Source organism: Streptomyces sp. NPDC005799, from assembly GCF_040630525.1.
Taxonomy (GTDB): Bacteria; Actinomycetota; Actinomycetes; order Streptomycetales; family Streptomycetaceae; genus Streptomyces; species Streptomyces griseorubiginosus_B.
In genome coordinates, this window is record NZ_JBEXXQ010000003.1 from 59,004 (window position 1) to 79,145 (window position 20,142).

Consider the following 20,142-nt stretch of genomic DNA (forward strand, 5'->3'; position numbering starts at 1 on the left):
AGAGGGAACCATCATGACCGTCCAAGACGTCGACCGCGTGAGCTTCGTCCAGGAGTGGGAGGAGTGGCACCGGCGGAAGGAGGCCGTGCTCTCCGCCCCGCACGGCTTCCTCGCGATCACCAGCCTCCGCTGGCTGACCGAGGAGCCCACCCGCTTCGAGGACGCGCCGGGCGCCTGGGCCGGCACGGGCGACGGCGTGGTCGTCGAACTCGACGAGGGCGAGGAGGTGACGGTGGACGGGCAGGTCGTGCGCGGCCGTCACGACTTCGGCGTACTCGCCGAGCGCGCGAGCGTCTACGTCGGCTGGGGCGACGCGGTGATCGAGGTCGCCAAGCGCGGCGGCCACGACATCCTGCGGCCCCGTCACCCCGAGAACGCGCTGCGTACGGCCTTCACCTTCACGCCCGCCTACGAGCCCGACCCGCGCTGGGCCCTCACCGGCCGCTTCCTGCCCTTCGACGCGCCGCGCCCGGTGACCGTGGGCGCCGCCGTCGAGGGTCTCGAGCACGTGTACGACTCCCCCGGGCGGGTCGAGTTCGAGCTGGACGGCACCGCGTACCGGCTCACCGCCTTCAATGGCGGGGAGCCCGGCGCGCTGATGGTGCTGTTCACCGACGAGACCTCCGGCGTGACCACGTACGCGGCCAACCGCGCCCTGCAGATCGCCGCTCCCGACGCCGGGGGCGGGGTGACGGTCGACTTCAACCGCGCCGCCAACCTGCCCTGCGCCTACACGGACCTGGCCACCTGCCCGCTGCCGCCGGCCGAGAACCGTCTGCCGGTCGCGGTCGAGGCCGGCGAGAGGATCCCGTTGGAGCGTGGCGGGCAGCCCTGACGGGACTACCGCGCGAGGAAGTCGGACAGCCCGGTCAGCAGCCGGTCGACGTCCTCCGCGCTGTTGTACGGCGCGAGCCCCACGCGCAGGCCGCCGGTGTCGCCGAGGCCCAGGCGGCGAGAGGCCTCTATGGCGTAGAAGGAACCGGAGGGGGCGTGGACGCCGCGCTCGGCGAGGAAGGCGTAGGCGTCCACCGTGCTGTGCTGTTCGAAGGTCAGCAGCACGGTGGGGGTGCGGTCGGCGGCCCTGGAGTGCACGACGACGCCGTCGAGGGCGGCGAGGCCCTTGTCGATCTGTGTGCGCAGGACGTGTTCGTGCGCCTCCAGGGCGGTGCAGGCGGCGGCCAGGCGCTCGCGTCGGCCTCCCGCGGCAGCGGTGTCGAGGCCGGCGAGGAAGTCGACCGCCGCCCGGGTGCCGGCCAGGAACTCGTAGGGCAGGGTGCCCAGTTCGAAGCGCTCGGGGACCGCGTCGGTGGACGGCAGCAGCTTGTCCGGCCACAGGGTCTCGAGCAACTCCGGCCGGGCGGCGAGGACTCCGTGGTGCGGGCCGAGGAACTTGTAGGGCGAGCAGACGTAGAAGTCGGCGCCGAGCGACTCCAGGTCCACCAGGGAGTGGGCGGTGTGGTGGACGCCGTCGACGTAGGCCAACGCACCGGCCTCGTGCGCCAGTCGGGCGATCTCGGGGATCGCCGGGCGGGTGCCGATCAGGTTGGAGGCGGCGGTGACGGCGACCAGCCGGGTGCGCCCGGACAGCACGGCCCGGACGTCGTCGACGGTCAGCTCACCGGTGGCCGGGTCGAAGTCGGCCCAGCGCACGGTGGCGCCGGCCTGGGCCGCGGCCTGCACCCAGGGGCGGATGTTGGCGTCGTGGTCGAGCCGGGTGACGACGACCTCGTCGCCGGGCGCCCAGGTCTTGGCGAGGGTCCGGGAGAAGTCGTACGTCAGCTGTGTGGCGCTGCGGCCGAAGACGATGCCGGACGGCCGCGCCCCCAGCAGGTCGGCCAGGGCCCGGCGGGCCTCGGTGACGATGGTCTCGGCGTTGCGCTCGCCGGGCGCGGTGTGGCCGCGGTTGGACAGGGGGTTCGCGAGGGCGTCGGCGATCGCCCGGATGACCGGCTCGGGGGTCTGGGTGCCGCCGGGTCCGTCGAAGTGGGCGACGCCGGCGGCCAGGGCCGGGAACTGGGAGCGGAGGGCGGTGATGTCGAACGTCACGGGGAGCTCCTGTCGGTTCCGGGTGGGTGCGTGCCGCGGTCGCCTCAGCGTGTCACGACCACAGCACGTGCAGGGCGGGCGGCTTGCGGAAGACCAGGCCGTGGGGGCTCGCGGGGCGGTCCGGGTCGAGGCGGAGGGCGGGGAGGCGTTCCAGCAGGCGCTGGAGGGCGATGCGGGTCTCCAGGCGGGCGAGGTGGGCGGCGAGGCAGTGGTGGGGTCCGTGGGCGAAGGCCAGTTGCAGGCGGGCATCTGGGCGGCGGATGTCGAAGCGGTCGGGGTCGGGGAAGACGGCCGGGTCGCGGTTGGCGCCGGCCAGGGAGACGGTGACCAGGTCGCCGCGGCGGATGGCGGCCGGGCCGAGGACGGTGTCGCGGGTGGCGTAGCGGTCCACGACCGCCGCGCCGGGCTCCAGGCGCAGCGACTCCTCCATCGCGCCGTCCAACAGGTCGAAGTCGTCCTTCACCAGGGCGAGTTGACCGGGGTCGCCGAGCAGGTGGAGCAGCGCGTTGGTGATCATCGCCTCGGTGGTCTCGATGCCGCCGAACATCAGCACGGCCGCGTTGGAGGCCACCTCGGGCACCGTCAGCCGTCCGGCGGCGGCAGCGAGCAGCGAGGACGTGTCCGGGTCGGCGACGGTGGCCTCGACGGCGCCCCGCAGCTGGGCGTAGGCCTGGTCGCCGGAGGTGCCCGGGTCCAGTCCGGCGGTGATGTCCGAGACCGCCCGCACAATGGTGTCGTACCAGGTCAGGACTGTTTCCGTGGTCGTACCGGCCAGTCCGAGGGCCTGGGTCACGACGGCCACCGCGAGAGGTCCGGCGAAGGCGCGGCGCAGTTCCCCGGCGCCCGCGGGTGCGAGGGAGGTGATCAGCCGGTCGGTCTCCTCCTCGATGAAGGCGGCGAAGCCGTCGCGCACCGCCCGGGGGCGGAAGGGAGCGGCGAAGGGGTCGCGGTGGCGAGTGTGGTCGGCGCCGTCCAGGGAGAGCATGCTGGGGCCGACGACCCGGGCGGTGGAGAAGCGGGGGTCGTCGACGGTGAAGGTCGTGCCGTCCCGCATGACGCTCAGGGCGAGGTCGCGGCGGGTCACCAGCCAGCCGTCCAGTTCGGGCAGCCAGGACACCGGCTCGTGCGCCCGCAGCAGCGCGAGGCGCGGATGCGGATCGTCGGCGAGTTCGGCGAGCGTGGTGGAGGCGCCGAGGGGGAAGGTATCGACGGCGCTCATCGCGCGTTCCGGCCGGGCGGTGGGAAACCGATCACGGCTCAGCCTAACAACGGGGCCGAGCGGTCCCAGCGGCCAGGTCAGGAGGACACTGGGCCTTGGCGGGAGGAGCGTCATGACCACTGTGGACGTGCACCAGCATCTGTGGACCCCGTCGCTGGTGGCGGCCCTGCGCGCGCGTCGCGAGCCGCCTTACCTGGACGGCTGGACTCTCCATCTGGAGGGCGAGCCGCCCTTCGCGGTCCGGCCGGGCGACCACGACATCGCCCGGCGTGCTGAGCTGGCCGCCGCCGACGGCCTCGGCCGGGCGCTGGTCTCCCTGTCCACGCCGATCGGTGTGGAGTGGCTGCCGGCGGCCGCGGCACGGCCCCTGCTCGACGCCTATCACGAGGGCGCGGCCGCGCTGCCCGAGCCGTTCGGCGCGTGGGCCGCGGCCTGCGTACGGGACGTCGACGCGGCCGTCACCGCCAAGGACCTCGACCAGGGCTTCGTCGGCCTCCAGCTCCCGGCCGACGCCCTCGCCGACGCGGCCGGCTACGCGCGCTGCGCCCCGCTGCTCGACCTGCTTCAGGAGCGTGACCTGCCCCTCTTCGTGCACCCCGGCCCCGCGCCCGGCGGATCCGCCGGCCCCGGGTGGTGGCCGGCCATGGTCCCCTACGTCCAGCAGATGCATGCCGCCTGGTTCGCCTTCCGCGCCTTCGGCCGCCCCCGCCACCCTCGCCTCCGCGTCTGCTTCGCCCTCCTCGCCGGCCTCGCCCCGCTCCATGGCGAACGCTTCGCCGCCCGCGGCGACGGGGAGAACGGGGTCGACCCGAAGGTGTTCGTCGAGACGTCCTCCTACGGCCCCCGCGCGGTCGAATCCGTCGTCCGCGCCCTGGGCGTGGACGCGGTCGTCCAGGGCTCGGACCGCCCCTACGCCGAGCCCCCGCACCACCCCGGCTTCGGCCTGGGCGGAGCCGCGGCATACGCCTTCAGGGTCGACAACCCCCGACGCCTGCTCAAGGGAGGCGACTGACGGGGCTCAGCACGTCACCGAACCTTCCACCACCCGGCCGCGCCCCCCGACATCCGCCGCTCGGCCCGGCGCACGGCGAGCGGCGCCGCCAGGCGGTCGCTGTCGCCTGGACCGGCAGGATGCCGATGTACACCCCGCGAGCCGGACTCATGGGCGCCAGTACAGGGCCGGGTCGGGATGGTCGGTGAAGCCCAGCTCTCGGTAGAGGGGTTCGCCTTCCCGGGAGGCGTACAGGTCGACGCGGGAGGCTTCGCGGTCGCGGAACCAGTCCTGCAGGGCGCGCATGATCGCTCGGCTGTGCCCGCGGCGCCGGTGGGACGGGTCGGTGATCACGCCGACGACGTGGCCGATGCGGCCGTTGGTCAGGTGCGGGCCGGGCAGTCGTTGTTCGATCGTGCCGATCCCGCAGGCCGCGAGCCCGCCGTCGTCGCCGTCCACCACGAGGACGCGCACGGTGTCGTCGGTCAACTGTTCCTTGAGGACCACGGCCAGGGCGTCCAGCCAACCGCCGTCCGCCGAGGCCGGGTTGAAGAAGTCTCCGCCGAGGTCCTCGAAGAGCAGGGCGCGCAGCCGCAGCAGCTCCACGAGGTCGTACTCCACGGCCTGCCGTACGGCCGATGCGTTGTCGGGGCGTTGTCCCATGCCGACCAGACTGCTGTAATGGTCTTATGCATCTCAACCCTTACGGCGAGGATGCCGTGAAGCTCGCCGCGGATCTCGCCAACCGGCGCCCCGCCGACGCCGAGGAGCTCGCGGACCGCTGCCGGGCCGCCGGGCTGGTACTGGAGCGCCCGGTCACCCCGCACGACCTGGCCCGAGCGGAGGAGGCGCTGGACGCCTGGGAGAAGGTCGTCGACGCCGAGGACGAGGGCGAGCGCGCCGAACTGCTCAACGCCATGCTGGCGAGGGCCGCCGCGTATCCGCGGCTGACCAACCACGCCGGGAGCGGCTGGCACGTGCACTACCGCGACCCCGAACTTTCCCTCGGATCACTGCTGTTGTCCCTGATCTCCGTCGGCACCGCCCTGCATCTGGCAGGCCGCGGCATGCACCGGCTGCGCCGCTGCGCCGTGGCCGGGTGCGCCACGATCTTCGCCGACACCTCCCGCACCGGCCGGCAGCGCTACTGCTCCCAGCGCTGTGCCAACCGCGACGCGGTACGCCGTCATCGGGCCCGTACGACCGCCTGACGCCGACGCGTTGTCACCTCAGGACGAACCTTCCCTCCCCGGGGACTCAACTCCCGCAAACAGAACAGGGATCGTCCAATCCCGCACCCATTTCGCTGCCATATTCGAAAGCAACTTCGGAGGTGGCTGTGACGCGAGAGGCGACGACATCCCGAGCGAGCAGGACGGCACCGGCGACGGCGACCGCGCCGACGGCACCCACGGCGGACCGCACCGCCCGGCGCATCGCGGACCTGGAGGACCGCCGGGCCCAGGCGGTGATCACCGGTGTGCCGAGAAGACGGGGCGCGCTCGGCGCGCGGGAGCGGATCGGACGGCTGCTCGACGAGGGCTCCTTCACCGAGACCGGCCTCTTCGTCCGGGCCCGGCCCACCGGCGACGGCGCGCAGCGCCCCTACGGAGACGGGGTCGTCACCGGGTGCGGCACGGTCGACGGACGGACCGTATGCGTGTTCGCCCAGGACTCCACGGTCTTCGGCGGCAGCATGGGCGAGGCCTTCGGCGAGAAGGTGGTGGCCCTGATGGACCTCGCGCTGAAGACCGGCTGCCCGGTCGTCGGCCTCAACGACTCCGGCGGCGCCCGTATCCAGGAGGGCGTCGCCTCGCTCGCGCTCTACGCCGAGCTGGTGCGCCGCAATGTGCAGGCCTCCGGCGTGATCCCACAGATCTCGGTCATCCTCGGCCCGTGCGCGGGCGGCGCCGCCTACTCGCCCGCCATCACCGACTTCACCGTGATGGTGGACGGTGCCTCGCACATGTTCGTCACCGGCCCGGACGTCATCGAGGCGGTCACGGGCGAGCGCACCACCGCCGAGGAGCTGGGCGGCGCGCGGGCCAGCAACACCGTCAACGGCAACGCCCACTTCCTCGCCGCCGACGAGGAGGACGCCCTCGACACCGTGCGCGACCTGCTGTCGTACCTGCCCGCCAACAACCTCGAGCGGCCCCCGGAGTACGCGCCCGGCGCCGTCGCCGACGGCGGCCTCCTCGACGAGGTGGTCCCGGACCGCACGGGCCAGGCCTACGACATGCGCGAGATCCTGCACGCGGTCGTCGACGACGGTGAACTCCTGTACGTCCAGGAGCTGTTCGCGCCCAACATCGTCTGCGCGCTGGGCCGGGTCGAGGGCGCCACCGTCGGGATCGTCGCCAACCAGCCGCTGCACTCCGCCGGTGTCCTGGACATCGACGCCTCCGAGAAGGCGGCGCGTTTCGTACGGTTCTGCGACGCGTTCGGCATCCCCCTGCTGACCTTCGCCGACGTCCCCGGCTATCTCTCCGGCGTCGGCCAGGAGCGGGCCGGCATCATCCGGCGGGGCGCCAAACTCCTGTACGCCTACGCCGAGGCGACCGTCCCGAAGGTCACCGTGGTCGTGCGCAAGGCGTACGGCGGCGGATACGCCGTGATGGGCTCCAAGCACCTCGGCGCCGACGTCAACCTCGCCTGGCCGACGGCCCGTATCGCCGTCATGGGCGCGGAGGGCGCCGTCGGCGTGCTGCACCGGCGCGAACTGGCCGCCGCCGCCGACCCCGAGGCCCTGCGCGCCCGTCTCGTCGCCGCGTACGAATCCACCTACGGGACCCCCTACCCGGCCGCCGAACGCGGCTACGTCGACGCGGTGATCGCCCCGCACGAGACCCGCGCCCACATCTGCCGCGCCCTGCGCACCCTGCGCGGCAAGCGCGCCCCGATGCCCCAGCGCAGGCACGGCAACATCCCGCTCTGACCGCACTGGCCGCGCCGGGGCTCTGACCGCTCCGAATCGGCCGCGTGCGCGCGAGAACTCTCCGGGTCCTTCGCACCACCCCGCTCCGCCCCCCACTACCGCGATGTGAGGAGCCACGCCCGATGGACAGCCGCCGCCCCCCGCTCGCGCCCGCGTACCGGACTCTGCCCGAGTACGTGCGGCACTGGGCCGAAACCACCCCCGACCGCAGGGCGTTCACCTTCGTCGAGCACCCCGCCCCCGGGTCGCGCGGCGTGCACCGGACCCTGACCTGGCGCCGTCTGGAAGCCCGCGTCCGGGCGCTCGCCGCCCGGCTCGCCCAGGAGGCCGGCCCCGGTGAACGGGTCGCGCTGCTGTGCCCGCAGGGCACGGACTACATCGCCGGGTTCCTCGCCACGCTCACCGCCGGGCTGGTCGCCGTACCGTTGTATCCGCCGGGCCTTCCCGGGCACGGTGACCGGCTCGTGGCGGTCCTGGCCGACGCCCGGCCCGCAGCCGTGCTGACCACGAGCCGGGTCTTCGCGGAGGTGAGGGACTTCTGCGAGCGCGCGGAGGTGCCGGTCATCGCGGCCGACCAGGTCCCCGACGGCACCGCCCAGGACTGGCGGGCACCGGAGCCGGACCCGGAGGCGACCGCGTACCTGCAGTACACCTCCGGCTCCACCCGTACCCCGGCCGGCGTGGAGATCACCCACGCCAACGTCGTCGCCAACGCCCACCAGGCCCTGAGCGCCTACGGCGCCGACACGCACCCGGTGACCTGCGTGGGCTGGCTGCCGCTCTACCACGACATGGGCCTGGTGCTGAGCCTCGCGGCCCCCGTCGCTCGGGGCCTGCTCTCGGTCCTGATGGACCCGGCCGCCTTCCTGCACGAACCGGCGCGCTGGCTCAGGCTGTTGACCGCTCATCCGCGCGCGGTGAGCGCCGCGCCCAACTTCGCCTACGACTACTGCGCCTCCGCCGTCACCGACGCGCAGAAGGCGGACCTGCGGCTGGACGGCATCACCGCGCTGATCAACGGCAGCGAACCGGTGCGGCCCGGCACCGCCGACCGCTTCCACGCGGCCTTCGCCGCCCAGGGGCTGGACGCCGACGTCCACTGTCCGTCGTACGGGCTGGCCGAGGCGACCGTCTTCGTCAGCGCCGCCCGGCCCGGCGAGCCGCTCGCCCGATTCGCCCTCGACCGGGACGCGCTGGCCACGGGGAAGGCGCTGCCCGCCCGGCCGGACGACCCCAGAGCCGTGCTGCTGGCCGGCTGCGGCACCCCGGCGGGGCAGCGGGTGCGGATCGTGGACCCGGTCTCGCGTGCCGTGCTGTCCGAGGGGGAGGTCGGCGAGATCTGGGTGCGGGGTCCCAACGTGGGGCGCGGTTACTGGAACAACGAGCCGCAGTCCCGGCGCGTCTTCGGTGCCGCCCTCTCCGGGGAGACACCGGGCCGCTGGCTGCGCACCGGCGACCTGGGGACCGTGCTGGACGGCCAGTTGATCGTCACGGGGCGGCTGAAGGACCTGATCGTCGTCGACGGCCGCAACCACTACCCGCAGGACGTGGAGGCCACCGTCCAGGACACGCATCCCGCGGTGCGGCGCGACCGGCTCGCCGCCTTCGGCGTGCCCGGCGGGGCGGGTGAGGGGGTGGTCGTCGTCGCCGAGCACGCACGGACCACGAGCCTCGCCGACATCGACCTGCCGGGCCTGGTGCGGGCCGTGCGTTCGGCGGTCTCCTCACGGCACGGACTGCGGCTGGCGGACGTCGTGCTGGTCGCGCCGGGCACGGTGCCCCGGACGTCCAGCGGCAAGGTGTCGCGGGCGCTGACCCGGACCCGGTATCTGGAGGGCGCCTACGCGGCCGGGACCGCTCGGTGAGCGCCGCCGACGAGGCCGCGCTGCGCCGCCTGATCGCGGAACGGGTGGCCGCCTGGACCGGCAGCGCCGTCGCCGACGTCCCGATGGACCGGCCGCTGACCGACCTCGGCATGGCTTCGCGGGACGCCGTGGTGCTGGCCGGGGAGCTGTCCCGGCTGGTGGGCCGTGAACTGCCGCCGACCCTGCTGTGGGAGGCTCCGACCGGGGACGATCTGGTGGCCCACCTGTACCGAACCGCCCCACCGGAGACGCCGGTGGTGACCCCCTCCCCGGCGCTGGACGAACCGGTCGCGGTCATCGGGGTCGGCTGCCGGCTGCCCGGCGGAGTGCGCGGCCCGGCCGACTACTGGCGGCTGCTGTGCGACGGCGTGGACGCCATCGGCCGCGTCCCCGAGGACCGCTGGCGGGACTTCACGGCCTTCCCGCCCGCCGACGCGCCCGCCTACGGTGGCTACCTCGACGACATCGCCGGGTTCGATGCCGACTTCTTCCGGATCACACCGCGCGAGGCCGCGGTGATGGACCCCCAGCAGCGGATCCTGCTGGAGGTCGTCCACGAGACCCTCGACCATGCCGCCGTCCCGGCGTCCTCCCTGGCCGGCACGGCCACGGGCGTCTTCGTCGGCGTCTCGGTCCCCGAGTACGGCAGGCTCACGGGCGCCGACCCGGCCGCCGTCGATCCCTGGGCCCCGGCGGGCGCGGCCCTGAGCGTGACGGCGGGACGGCTGGCGTACGTCCTGGACACCCGCGGTCCCACCATGGCGGTGGACACGGCGTGTTCGTCCTCCCTGGTCGCCCTGCATCACGCCTGTGTCAGCCTGCGCACCGGTGAGTGCGAGACGGCGATCGCCGCCGGGGTCAACGTCTTGCTGTCACCTGTCGTCGGCGTCGCGTTCGAGCGGGCGGGCGCGCTGGCGCCGGACGGCCGCTGCAAGCCGTTCTCCCCGTCGGCCGACGGCATCGGGCGGGGCGAGGGCTGCGCTGCCGTCCTCCTGAAGCGGCTGTCCGACGCCGAACGGGACGGCGACCGGGTCCTGGCCGTCGTCCGGGCCACGGCCGTGAACTCCGACGGCCGCTCCAACGGGCTGCTGGCACCCAACCCGGCTGCCCAGCAAGCCCTGTTGGCGACGGCCTACGGGCGAGCCGACCTGGTACCGGCCGGGATCGACTACGTGGAGGCGCACGGCACCGGCACTCCGCTCGGCGACCCGATCGAGGCGGGGGCGCTGGGCGCCGTGCTGGGCGCGGACCGGGATCCCGACCAGCCGTTGCTGCTCGGTTCGGTCAAGGGCAACCTCGGTCATCTGGAGTCCGCGGCGGGCATCGCGGGAGTGGTGAAGACGGTCCTCGCCCTGTACCACGACAGCATCCCGCCCTCGCTGCACTGCTCCGACGGCAGCGCGCTCACGGACCCCCGGCTGCGCGTGGTGACCGAGCCCGAGCCGTGGCCGCGCTACGGCGGCACCGCGACGGCAGGAGTCTCCGGTTTCGGCTTCGGGGGCACCAACGCCCACGCGGTGCTGGAGGAGTGGCCGGTCGACTCCCTCCCGGCCCAGGAGTCCGCCGCCCATCTGTACCTGCTGTCCGACGCCGACACCGAGCGGGTCCGCGACACGGCGGGCCGGCTCGCCGCGTGGCTCCGTTCGCCGGAGGGCGGCAGAGCGCGCCCGGCCGATGTGGCGCGCACCCTGGCGGGACGGGTGGGGCGCGGTCCCGTACGGGCCGCCGTCACCGCACACGACCGGGACGAACTGACGGACACACTGGACGCGTTGGCCCACGGGCAGGGGCATGAGCTGCTGATCACCGGTGACCGCGACCGCCTCGGGCGGGGTCCCGTGTGGGTGTTCTCCGGGTACGGCAGCCAGTGGGCCGGCATGGGGCGCCGGCTGCTGGGCGAGGAACCGGCCTTCGCGGCGGCCGTCGAGAAACTCGACGCGCAGTCGGCCGGCGAGTTCGGGTTCTCCCTCCGCGACCAGTTGACCTCCGGAGAGGGTCTCGACCGCCTGGAGGTCGCCCAACCAGCCCTGTTCGCGCTCCAGTTGGCCCTCGCCGAACTGTGGCGTTCCCACGGGGTGGAACCGGTCGCGGTCATCGGCCACTCCATGGGCGAGGTGGCCGCCGCCGTCTGCGCCGGCGCGCTGGACGTGCCGGACGCGGCCCGGGTGATCGCCGTACGGGCGCGGCTCCTGAGCAGGCTGCAGGGCGGCGCGATGGCCGTCGTCGATCTCGAGGACGACGAACTCGCCCTGTTGGAGCGGGACTTCCCGGGAGTACAGATCGCCGTCCACTCCTCGCCCCGGCAGAAGGTGGTCACCGGCGAGGATCCAGCGGTCGCCCGGCTGGTGGGATGGCTGGAGAAGCAGGGGCGGGCCGCCCGGTCCATGCGGGTGGTCGGCGCCGGGCACTCACCCCAGGTCGATCCACTGCTGCCGGACCTGTCCGACGCCCTGTCCGACGTCCGCGGCCGGCCTCCTCGCATCCCGGTGTACTCCACCGTCCTTGACGACCCGCGCGGCGACTGCGCCTTCGACGCGGCACACTGGGCCGCCAACCTGCGTCGGCCCGTGCGTCTGGACCGGGCGCTCGCGGCCGCCGCGGCCGACGGCCACGGCATGTTCGTCGAGGTCTCACCGCACCCGGTGCTGGCGCGGTCCGTCACGGACAACGTGCCGGACGCCCTCGTCGTCGGCACCCTGCGGCGCGACGCGGACGGATCCGCCGCGTTTCTGCAGGAGTTGGGCGCGCTCTACGCCGCGGGCCTGCCCCTGCCCCCGCCGTCCGGCCGGGTCGTCGACCTGCCCGCGCCGCGCTGGCGGCACGCCCGGTACTGGTGGACGGACGGCCGGACACCCGCCACGGCGCCGGCGAGCGACCGATGGGCCGAGCCCACCGCGCCCCCGGGGGACGCGTCCTCCTCCGTCGCCGCGCGACTGGGCCGGCACATCGCCGCCGTCACCGGCCATCCCGCAGCCCGCATCACCCCGGCCACGGCTCTCGCCGACCTCGGCCTGGACTCCCTGATGGCCGTGCGCATCCGCACCGCCCTGGAGCGGGAGTTCCGGGTCGAACTGTCGCTGCGTGACCTGCTGGGAGCCGTCACGGTCGCGGACGTGGCCGACCGCGTCCGGCAGTCCGTGCCCGGCGGGTCCCCCCTGTTCCTGTTCCCCGCGGCCGGCGCCCCCACCGGCGTCTACCGGGCACTCGCCGAACGGCTCGGGGACGACCGCCCGGTGCACGCGCTGGAGCGGATCGAGGACGCCCGTACCGTCCAGGAGAAGGCCCGCCGTTACGCAGAGACGATCACCGCCCAGCACTCAAGCGGCCCCTGTGTGCTGGCCGGTTGGTCCTTCGGCGGCTTCCTCGCCCAGGAGACGGCACGCCAACTCACCGCCGACGGACGGGAGGTGGAGCTCGTCGCGCTCATCGACTCCGTACGGCCGCTCCCCCGCCCCGGCGTCACACCGGCCGACCGGATCCGCGCGCACCTCACCGGATTCACCCGGCACGTCGCCGACACCTACGGGATCCGACTCCCGTTGCCCTACGACGAGTTGGTGGCGATGGACGACGACGGCGAGCGCATCGACACGGTGCTGCGGGCGCTGCGGGAGGCCGCCGACGTGCCGGCCGCCGCGCTGGAGCACCAGCGCGCCTCCTATCTCGACCTCAGGGTCGGCGAGGCCCACCGCCCCGGTTCCTACGACGGGCCGGTGGTGCTGTACCGGGCCACCGAGCCCGCCCCGCACACCGTGCGCGACCCCGCCTACGAACGGGAGGACGCCGCCCTCGGCTGGGACGCGGTGTGCCCGGACCTGACGGTGGTGGAGGTCCCGGGACACCATCTGTCGCTGCTCGACCCGCCGCACGTCGACGAGATCGCCGCACATCTGCGGCAGGTCCTTGCGAGAAGCGCCCAACCGGACTGAGGAGCCGCCATGCCGCACCACCCCGCCGTAATGTCCCGCCGTGCCGTCACCAGGGCAGCGGCCGTCACGGGACTGGCCGCCCTGTTCGGCGTCACGGCCACCACCGGACGCGCCCGGGCCGCGACCCAGGTGGGGCCGCGCACCTTCGACGTGTCCGTGTCCTCCGCCGCGCTCGGCCGCAGCGCGCCGGTCCGGCTGATCCTGCCGTCGGACTTCGCCACGCAGACCGCCCGGACCTACCCCGTCCTGTACCTCCTGCACGGCGCCCACGACGACTACACGTCCTGGACGCGGGAGACGGACATCGTGGCGTTCACCGAGGGCCGTGGGCTGATCGTGGCCATGCCGGACGCGGGCCCCACCGGCATCCCGAGCGTCTGGCGCAGCGGTCCGGACTACGAGACCTTCCAGGTGCAGGAGGTTCCGGCCATGCTGGCCCGCGACTACCGGGCGTCCGGCGTGCGGGCCGTCGCGGGGGTCTCCACCGGGGGTTACGGGGCGATGGCGCACGCGGCCCGGCAGCCCGGCGCGTTCAAGGCGGCCGCCTCCTACAGCGGCATCCTGGACACCACGGCGATCGGTGTGCCGCCCCTGGTGGACGCGATCGTGGCCCGCGAGAACCTGACGCCGGGCTCGCTGTGGGGCAATCCGATCCTCGACGCGCTGGTCTGGCGCGACTTCAATCCGCGCGCCCGCGCCACCGGGCTGCGCGGCACACCGCTGTACGTGTCGCAGGGCAGCGGTGTCGCGGGCGGGGGCGTGGGTGACTGGCTGCCCCAGGCACTGGAGAGTCTGCTGTGGCCCTCGGCGCACCTGTTCACCAACGCCCTCGCTCTGCTGGGCATCCCGGTCACCACGCACTACTACGCGGGAGGAGGGCACAGCTGGGCCTACTGGAAGGCGGAGTTCGCCGCCTCGTGGCCGATGCTCGCCGGTGCGCTGGGACTTCCGGAGTGATGTCGGCGCAGCCGGGGCACGGAACGGAGCGCAGGGGACACCCGTCCAACGGGCGCCCCCCTCGTCCCACGGGCAACGGCCCGTGGGTGAGCCGTCTCCGGGTGAAAGGAGTGTCCGTCGTGGCCGTCCCCACACCCCGCGGCGTTCCCACCGACCCCGCCACCGCCCAGGTTCCGCCCGAACTGGCCGAGTTGCTGCGCGCCCAGCTGGAGCGCGTGGCCGACGAGGTGGAGGAGGAGGTCCGCAGACAGGTCCCCGAGTACGCGCGTCCCGCCGACGGTACCTACCGGGAGAACCTCCGCGCCGGGGTCGTGCAGGCCCTGACCCTCTTCGTCGACCACATCGCCGACCCGCGCGGACAGGGAGCGGCGATCGCGGCGACGTACTACGAACTCGGCCGCGGGGAGGCGCTGGAGGGCCGCAGCCTGGACGCGCTGCAGTCCGCGTTACGGGTCGGCGGCCTGCACGCCTGGCGGCTGATGGGACGTACGGCGGAGGAGCTCGGGCTGGACTCGACGGTGGTGGCCGCACTGGGCGAGCTGGCGTTCCGTACCGTGCACGAGGTCGCCGAGGCGGCCGCCGCCGGGTACTCCGAGGCGCAGTTGCGCAACACGCACGAGCTGGAGCGGCGGCGCAGGCGGCTGCTCGACCTGCTGCTGGGCGAGGGGCCGGTGGCCCTGGAGGCCGTGCAGGACCTGGCACACGGGGCACGCTGGCGGGTGCCCGCGCGGGTCGCGGTGGTGGCGCTCGCGGCCACGACGGAGCCGTACCCGGCGGATCAGCCGCCGGCGATGCCGGGGGCGCTGGTGGACGTGGAGGCCCGGCCGCCACGGGTGCTCGTGCCCGACCCGGAGGGCTCCGGCCGGTTCGGCGGCCGGTCCTTCGTCCTGGGCCTGCGCGGACGCCCGGCGGCGATCGGGCCGACGGTCGCGGTGACCGAGGCCGCGCAGTCGCTGCGCTGGGCGACACGGGCGCTGGGGCTGATGGGCCGCAGCGACACGGGCGCTGGGGCTGATGGGCCGCGGGGTGCTGCCCCGGCAGGGCGTGGTGCGCTGCGCCGACCATCTCTCGACGCTGCTGCTGCACGCCGACGAGCCGCTGCTCGCCCAGCTGGAGGCGCAGGCCCTGGCCCCGCTGGAGGCCGCGTCCGTGGGGCAGCGCCCGCGTCTCGCCGAGACCTTGCTGGCCTGGCTCCTCAGCGGCAGCAACGTCCCGGACGTGGCCGCCCGCCTCCACGTCCATCCTCAGACGGTCCGCTACCGTCTGCGCCAGTTGGAGAAGCTCTTCGGGGACGCCCTGCACGACCCCGACACCCGCCTGAATCTGATCCTCGCCCTGCGTTCGGCGGCCACCGGCTCCCGGCTTTCCCCGGTGGACTCACCTCAGAACAAAAACAGCGCGCATTCCTGAATTACCGTCCATAACACCTCGTCAGAGAACGCGAATACCTTCGGGATCGTCCTTTTCCCCAGGCGCTGCACGCGCCCGACCCGCAAAGGATCCCCATGCGTATTCGCTTGTGTCTCGCCGCGCTCTCGTTGGCCGGCGGGGCCGGACTGGCCACTCTCTCGCAACCCGCTGCTTCCGCAGCCACCTGCTCGGACATCGACGTCGTGGCGGCTCGCGGCACCTTCGAACCGGGCACGCTCGGCCTGATCGTCGGCGACCCGGTGTACTCCGCGCTGCAGAAGAAACTGACAGGCAAAAGCCTATCCAGCTACGCGGTGAATTACCCGGCCGATCTTTCTCTGACATCGGCCGCCCAGGGAAACGCCGATCTGGTGAACCACGTCGACGCGCAGGCCGCCGCTTGCCCGAATCAGCGATTCGTTCTTGTCGGCTATTCGCAGGGCGCGAACGTCGTCGACAACTCGATCGGCATCAGCAGCGCCGGAGCGGTGGTCGGCAGCCCCATCGTGGCGACCCTCCCCGCGGCGGTCGAACCGCGAGTCGCCGCGGTGCTTCTGTTCGGCAACCCGATCCGGGCCCTCGGCAAGAGCGTCACCGGCACCTACCAGAGCCGCACCATCGACTTCTGCGCCAAGGGCGACCCCATCTGTGAGAACGGCGGCGGCGACGTGCTGGCCCACCTCGGCTACACCGCCGACGCGGACGCGGCGGCCAACTTCGCCGCGGGCAAGGTCTGAGCGAGGGCGGCCAAGCGCCGATCGGCCCGGGAGGTTCTCCTCCCGGTCCGATCGGCTGTGGGGGGATCTCTACCGGGGCTCCGCGGCGAAGCCCGCGAGGCTGGTGGACACCACTTCGGGCCTGCCGTCGTTCTGCACGGGCGCCGCGGTCAGCACGTCGAGGTGCTGGTAGCCGGGGGCGACCACCGGGTGCAGGCCGGCCGGGACGCGGCCCGCGAGGAGCCCGTCGCCGGCGAGCACGGTGAGCGTCGGGTTCGCCGTCAACCCGTCGGGGTGCGCGACGAGTTGTTTGATCTGGGGGGAGCCGGCGAGCTCGATGTCGGTGACCAGCTTGGTGGGGAAGTACTGCTCGGTGAAGTCCAGCGGCTGCTCGGCCAGACTGCGGGCCAGCTCCCGGATGTCGGTGACCTCCTTGGAGGCACTGGTGAAGGGGGTGCCGTCGGCGGAGCGGTGTCCGGGGTCGTCGGCGGCGCCGACACGGTCGTAATCCCGCCAGGTGTACAGCGGTCCGTGCGGGTCGGCGGGAATGGCCTTGTACTCGACGCCGAACAGCTGCGGCTGCGACGAAGTGCCGTTGGCTGCCGGGAAGTTCTTGTCCGTGATCGGCCCGCCGTCGAAGAAGCCGACGCTGCTCTGCAGGAACGCCAGCGGTACGGAGTTGTCGTCCAGCAGCGCGCCGAGCACGGCGTCGTTGGTGAGCCGGAAGTCCTTCACGGCCGGTGAGCCGGTGAGGAAGGTGGCGGTGTCCTTGGAGAACAGGAAGCGGTTGGTGGCTTCGATGTTGACGTTGGACGGCAGGTAGGAGGGCAGGTCCGCCTCCGCGCGGGGGGCCTTGACTGCGCCCAGTCCGGCGATGCCGAGCAGGGTCATGGTCTCGGGGTTGAGGAGCACGGGCGCGGACAGCGAGCGGGGCAGCACCCCACTGTCGAGCCCGGCCTGCACGGCGGTGTAACCGATGCCGACGTCGGGCAGGTTGGTGTCGCCCGGCACGCTGCCGCTGAGGTCGGCGAGGGATGTGGAGATCGTCGTGTCGAGGGCGAAGTACCCGGCGCACTGGTTCTGTCCGGCGTCCGCCGTGGTCGCCGGATCGCCGTCGAAGTCGGCGGCCGCGAAGTAGCCCGTGATCACTCCGCCCAGGGAGTGCCCGCCGCACAGCACCTTGCGTCCCCGCAGCGTCCGGTCGGGCAACTCGGCGGTGAGCAGGTCGTACTCGTCCCGCACGGTCTGCCGGATGCCGAGCCTGGCCAGCCAGCCGAGCTGCCCGTTGCCGGCGTACCCGGCGAAGGTGCGGCCGGCGACCTGCTTGCCGCGGTAGTAGTAGTCGACGGCCGTGTGCTCGTCGCCGGAGGCGATGCCCGTCCGGTCCTCCAGACAGTTCGAGCGGCGGTCCAGGGCCCAGAACTCGATGTGCCGGCCCTCTTCCGCGGCCCGAGCGACGGTGTCGCGGGCGACGCTGTCGAACGCTCCGGCGCCCTCCAGAATGCCCGGCTGGGCGACCAGGATCCGGTCCGCGTCGGCCGGCCGGCTCGGCCCGTCGGCGGAGCGGTAGCGCAGGTACGACAACCAGTCGCAGGCCTCCGGGCGGGCCCCGAACGACTGCGGCAGCGGCACCTTCACCCGCACCACCGTCTCCACGACACCGTCGGCCGGGTGCGTCGACGCCACGGCCGTCTCGGTCCGGGCCGCGCCGTCCCCCTGGGCCTGCGGGGCCGCGGCGGTGAGCGCGCCCGCGGTCAGCAGCGTCGCCAGCGCGGCGCCGCGCCATGTCCTTCCTGTTCTCCGACTCGTGTTCATAGCCGGACCGTAGGACCGCGACACCCGCGCGATCCGCAAGTGCTCACAACAACGCAGCACTCGACGACACGCTTGTCACCGGCACGCAGCGAGCCGGGGCCGTCCTGAAGGGCTCCCGGTCAAGGAGGGCAGCACCGAGCACTGGGCCGGTGTCCGGCTCGGCGAGATCGAACCGGCCTCCATCCAGGTGGAGGACGACCGCGCCCCGCAGGGGTCCGACAGCGAGCACCCCGAGCGGTTCCACCGACTGCATCGGCCCTGACGGCTACGGCTTTCCCGTCTGCACCGACCCCGTCGGCCACCCCTTCTGCCTCTGCCGCAACAACTCCGGACAGACCGGGCCCCCTCCGGCCCGGACGCGGCTAGGCGTCCTCGACCACCGCCATGACCGGAGTGCCGATCTCGACGGTGCGGCTGACGGTGCACAGTCGGTCGTGGGAGACGCCGACCGCCCGGGGCAGGATCGCGCGGGCCCGGTCGCCGGAGGCGCCTTCGGGGAAGGTGACCGAGAATCTGACCTCGAGGTCGGTCATCCGGTTGCCCAGCTCGTCGCTGACCTTGTTGCCGCTCACGGTGACCGTGAACGCCTCGGGCTCCGCGTGCCGGCTGGTGGCGACGTCCACGTCGACCGCGGTGCAGCCGCCGAGCGCGGCGAGCAGCAGTTCGACGGGGGTGAAGTCCGTACCGTCTCCGGTACCGAAGTCGATCGCGGCGCCGTGGGCGTTCGTCGCGGTGAACCGGCCCGGACCGGTGCGCTCGACGGTGACGGCGCGCAGAGAGCCCTCGCTCATGGACCAACCAATCTCTCGGAGTCTTTCGACCCCGTCATGCTCTCCGCAGCGACCGGCCCGGTTCAAACAGCCACGGCGTCCGACGGCTACACACCGTCGGCCGCCGCGGCGCTCGGGGCGTGCGTGCCCGTGGTCCCGAAGCGGATGCCCTTGGCCTCCTTGCCGACGGCGCTCAGCACGACCACCGCGGCCAGCGCGGGGACCACGGTCCAGGCCATCGCCGACGGATAGCCGTGCCGCTCGGCGATGGCCTCCTGGATCGGCAGGTTGAGGGCGGCGATGAGGTTGCCGAGCTGGTAGGTGACGCCGGGGTAGAAGCCGCGGATCGCGTCGGGGCTCATCTCGGTCAGATGCGCGGGGATGACGCCCCAGGCCCCCTGGACGCAGACCTGCATCAGGAAGGAGGAGAGCATCAGCCAGCCGACGGTGGTGGACAGCACGAAGAAGGGCACGACGACCAGGCCCCCGGTTGCCGCGATCATGATCGTACGGCGGCGTCCCAGCTGTTCGGACAGGGCGCCGAGCAGGGCGCCCCCGATGATGGCGCCGACGTTGTAGACGATCGCGATGGCGATGGAGGTGTCCGCGGACAGGCCGAGGCCCTTCTTCACGAAGGTCGGGTAGACGTCCTGGGTGCCGTGCGACATCCAGTTGAAGGCGGTCATCAGCGCGACCAGGTACACGAAGCGCTTCAGCACCGCCGGGTTCCTGAAGACCTGGTGGGCGGGGGTGCGGTTGACGGCGACGCTCTTCTCCCACACCTCGCTCTCCTCCACCCGGGTGCGCACCCACAGGGCGACCAGGGCGGGCACCAGGCTGAAGGCGAACAACCCCCGCCAGCCGAAGGCGGGTTCGACACCGAGGAAAGCCACGGCGGCGAGCAGATAGCCCAGCGAGTAGCCGCTCTGCAGCAGCCCCGACCAGAATCCGCGCCGCTCCGCCGGGATCTTCTCCATGGCGAGCGCCGCGCCCAGACCCCACTCGCCGCCCATGCCGATGCCGTACAGCAGGCGCAGCACCAGCAGCACGGTGTAGTTGGGGGCGAAGGCGCAGGCGAAGCCGACGATCGAGTAGAAGACGACGTCGACCATGAGCGGCAGCCGGCGGCCCCGGCGGTCGGCCCACAGACCGAAGAGGAAGGCACCGACCGGCCGCATCACCAGCGTGGCGGTGGTCAGGAACGCCATGTCGGTGAGGGAGACGTCGAAATCGTCGGCGATCTCGCTGTAGACGAGGACCACCAGGAAGTAGTCGAAGGCGTCCATCGCCCAGCCCAGGTAGGCGGCGACGAAGGCGTTGCGCTGATCCCTGGTGAGACCTGTTGCCTGTTCCCGGACGGTCTTCAGCATGCCGGTCCTTCCCACGGCTCCGCGGGCCAGGCTAGGTGGGGGCGAATGGGTGGGCAATGCAAGAACCGGCAAAACAAGCGCCACGACCGCCTCGGACACCACCGCGCCCACTGGAC

General features: G+C 73.2%; 14 protein-coding genes and 2 pseudogenes. 10 read left to right on the forward strand and 6 right to left on the reverse strand.

Translation table 11 applies throughout. The annotated features are described in order from the left end of the window. The first annotated feature begins 13 nt into the window (after positions 1-13). Entirely contained in the window at positions 14-835 is an 822-nt protein-coding gene (locus ABZ453_RS03930) for a DUF1684 domain-containing protein (protein ID WP_359011276.1), read from the forward strand. A 5-nt stretch (positions 836-840) separates the two neighbouring features. Here the strand turns inward: ABZ453_RS03930 and ABZ453_RS03935 are convergent, their stop codons facing one another. Both ABZ453_RS03935 and ABZ453_RS03940 read right to left on the reverse strand, forming a co-directional pair. Next, complete coding sequence (locus tag ABZ453_RS03935) at positions 841-2,046, reverse strand: cysteine desulfurase-like protein (protein WP_359011278.1); 1,206 nt, start codon at positions 2,044-2,046, stop codon at positions 841-843. Between the two features lie 52 nt (positions 2,047-2,098). After that, positions 2,099-3,265, reverse strand: a complete 1,167-nt coding sequence (locus ABZ453_RS03940) for a cytochrome P450 (protein ID WP_359011280.1) — start codon at positions 3,263-3,265, stop codon at positions 2,099-2,101. A 112-nt stretch (positions 3,266-3,377) separates the two neighbouring features. Between ABZ453_RS03940 and ABZ453_RS03945 the strand changes: the two genes are divergently transcribed. Beyond that, positions 3,378-4,277 carry an amidohydrolase gene (locus ABZ453_RS03945; protein ID WP_359011282.1) on the forward strand — a complete coding sequence of 300 codons (900 nt, stop codon included), beginning with the start codon at positions 3,378-3,380 and terminating at the stop codon, positions 4,275-4,277. 147 nt (positions 4,278-4,424) lie between these two features. Here ABZ453_RS03945 and ABZ453_RS03950 read toward each other — a convergent pair whose 3' ends face one another. Continuing rightward, positions 4,425-4,919 (reverse strand): GNAT family N-acetyltransferase, encoded by a 495-nt coding sequence (locus tag ABZ453_RS03950; RefSeq protein WP_359011284.1) that lies wholly within the window; start codon positions 4,917-4,919, stop codon positions 4,425-4,427. 26 nt (positions 4,920-4,945) lie between these two features. On the opposite strand from ABZ453_RS03950, the gene ABZ453_RS03955 reads away from it, so the two are divergent. The 7 genes and pseudogenes from ABZ453_RS03955 (at position 4,946) to ABZ453_RS03985 (ending at position 16,092) form a co-directional block, all read left to right on the forward strand. Further along, entirely contained in the window at positions 4,946-5,467 is a 522-nt protein-coding gene (locus ABZ453_RS03955; RefSeq protein WP_359011286.1) for a CGNR zinc finger domain-containing protein, read from the forward strand. A 224-nt stretch (positions 5,468-5,691) separates the two neighbouring features. Next, positions 5,692-7,194 (forward strand): acyl-CoA carboxylase subunit beta, encoded by a 1,503-nt coding sequence (locus tag ABZ453_RS03960; RefSeq protein WP_359011755.1) that lies wholly within the window; start codon positions 5,692-5,694, stop codon positions 7,192-7,194. Between the two features lie 122 nt (positions 7,195-7,316). After that, positions 7,317-9,059, forward strand: a complete 1,743-nt coding sequence (locus ABZ453_RS03965) for a fatty acyl-AMP ligase (protein WP_359011288.1) — start codon at positions 7,317-7,319, stop codon at positions 9,057-9,059. Further along, on the forward strand, positions 9,056-12,988 hold the full coding sequence (locus tag ABZ453_RS03970) for an acyltransferase domain-containing protein (RefSeq protein WP_359011290.1): 3,933 nt from the start codon (positions 9,056-9,058) through the stop codon (positions 12,986-12,988). The genes ABZ453_RS03965 and ABZ453_RS03970 overlap by 4 nt, the downstream gene beginning before the upstream one ends. Before the next feature lie 9 nt (positions 12,989-12,997). After that, positions 12,998-13,945: an alpha/beta hydrolase family protein gene (locus ABZ453_RS03975; RefSeq protein ID WP_359011292.1), complete on the forward strand. Its 948-nt coding sequence runs from the start codon at positions 12,998-13,000 to the stop codon at positions 13,943-13,945. 119 nt (positions 13,946-14,064) lie between these two features. Next, a pseudogene (locus tag ABZ453_RS03980) lies at positions 14,065-15,292 on the forward strand (helix-turn-helix domain-containing protein); the annotation flags it as partial. A 158-nt stretch (positions 15,293-15,450) separates the two neighbouring features. Continuing rightward, the gene (locus tag ABZ453_RS03985) at positions 15,451-16,092 is read left to right on the forward strand and encodes a cutinase family protein (protein ID WP_359011294.1); all 642 of its coding nucleotides are present in this window, start codon (positions 15,451-15,453) and stop codon (positions 16,090-16,092) included. Between the two features lie 69 nt (positions 16,093-16,161). Here the strand turns inward: ABZ453_RS03985 and ABZ453_RS03990 are convergent, their stop codons facing one another. Next, the gene (locus tag ABZ453_RS03990; RefSeq protein WP_359011296.1) at positions 16,162-17,886 is read right to left on the reverse strand and encodes a hypothetical protein; all 1,725 of its coding nucleotides are present in this window, start codon (positions 17,884-17,886) and stop codon (positions 16,162-16,164) included. 109 nt (positions 17,887-17,995) lie between these two features. On the opposite strand from ABZ453_RS03990, the pseudogene ABZ453_RS03995 reads away from it, so the two are divergent. Next, a pseudogene (locus tag ABZ453_RS03995) lies at positions 17,996-18,209 on the forward strand (VOC family protein); the annotation flags it as partial. A gap of 39 nt (positions 18,210-18,248) precedes the next feature. On the opposite strand, the gene ABZ453_RS04000 reads toward ABZ453_RS03995, so the two are convergent. Together ABZ453_RS04000 and ABZ453_RS04005 are read right to left on the reverse strand one after the other, a co-directional pair. Beyond that, positions 18,249-18,677 (reverse strand): OsmC family protein, encoded by a 429-nt coding sequence (locus ABZ453_RS04000; RefSeq protein ID WP_359011298.1) that lies wholly within the window; start codon positions 18,675-18,677, stop codon positions 18,249-18,251. Between the two features lie 86 nt (positions 18,678-18,763). Further along, positions 18,764-20,026: an MFS transporter gene (locus ABZ453_RS04005; protein ID WP_359011300.1), complete on the reverse strand. Its 1,263-nt coding sequence runs from the start codon at positions 20,024-20,026 to the stop codon at positions 18,764-18,766. Between the last annotated feature and the right edge of the window lie 116 nt (positions 20,027-20,142).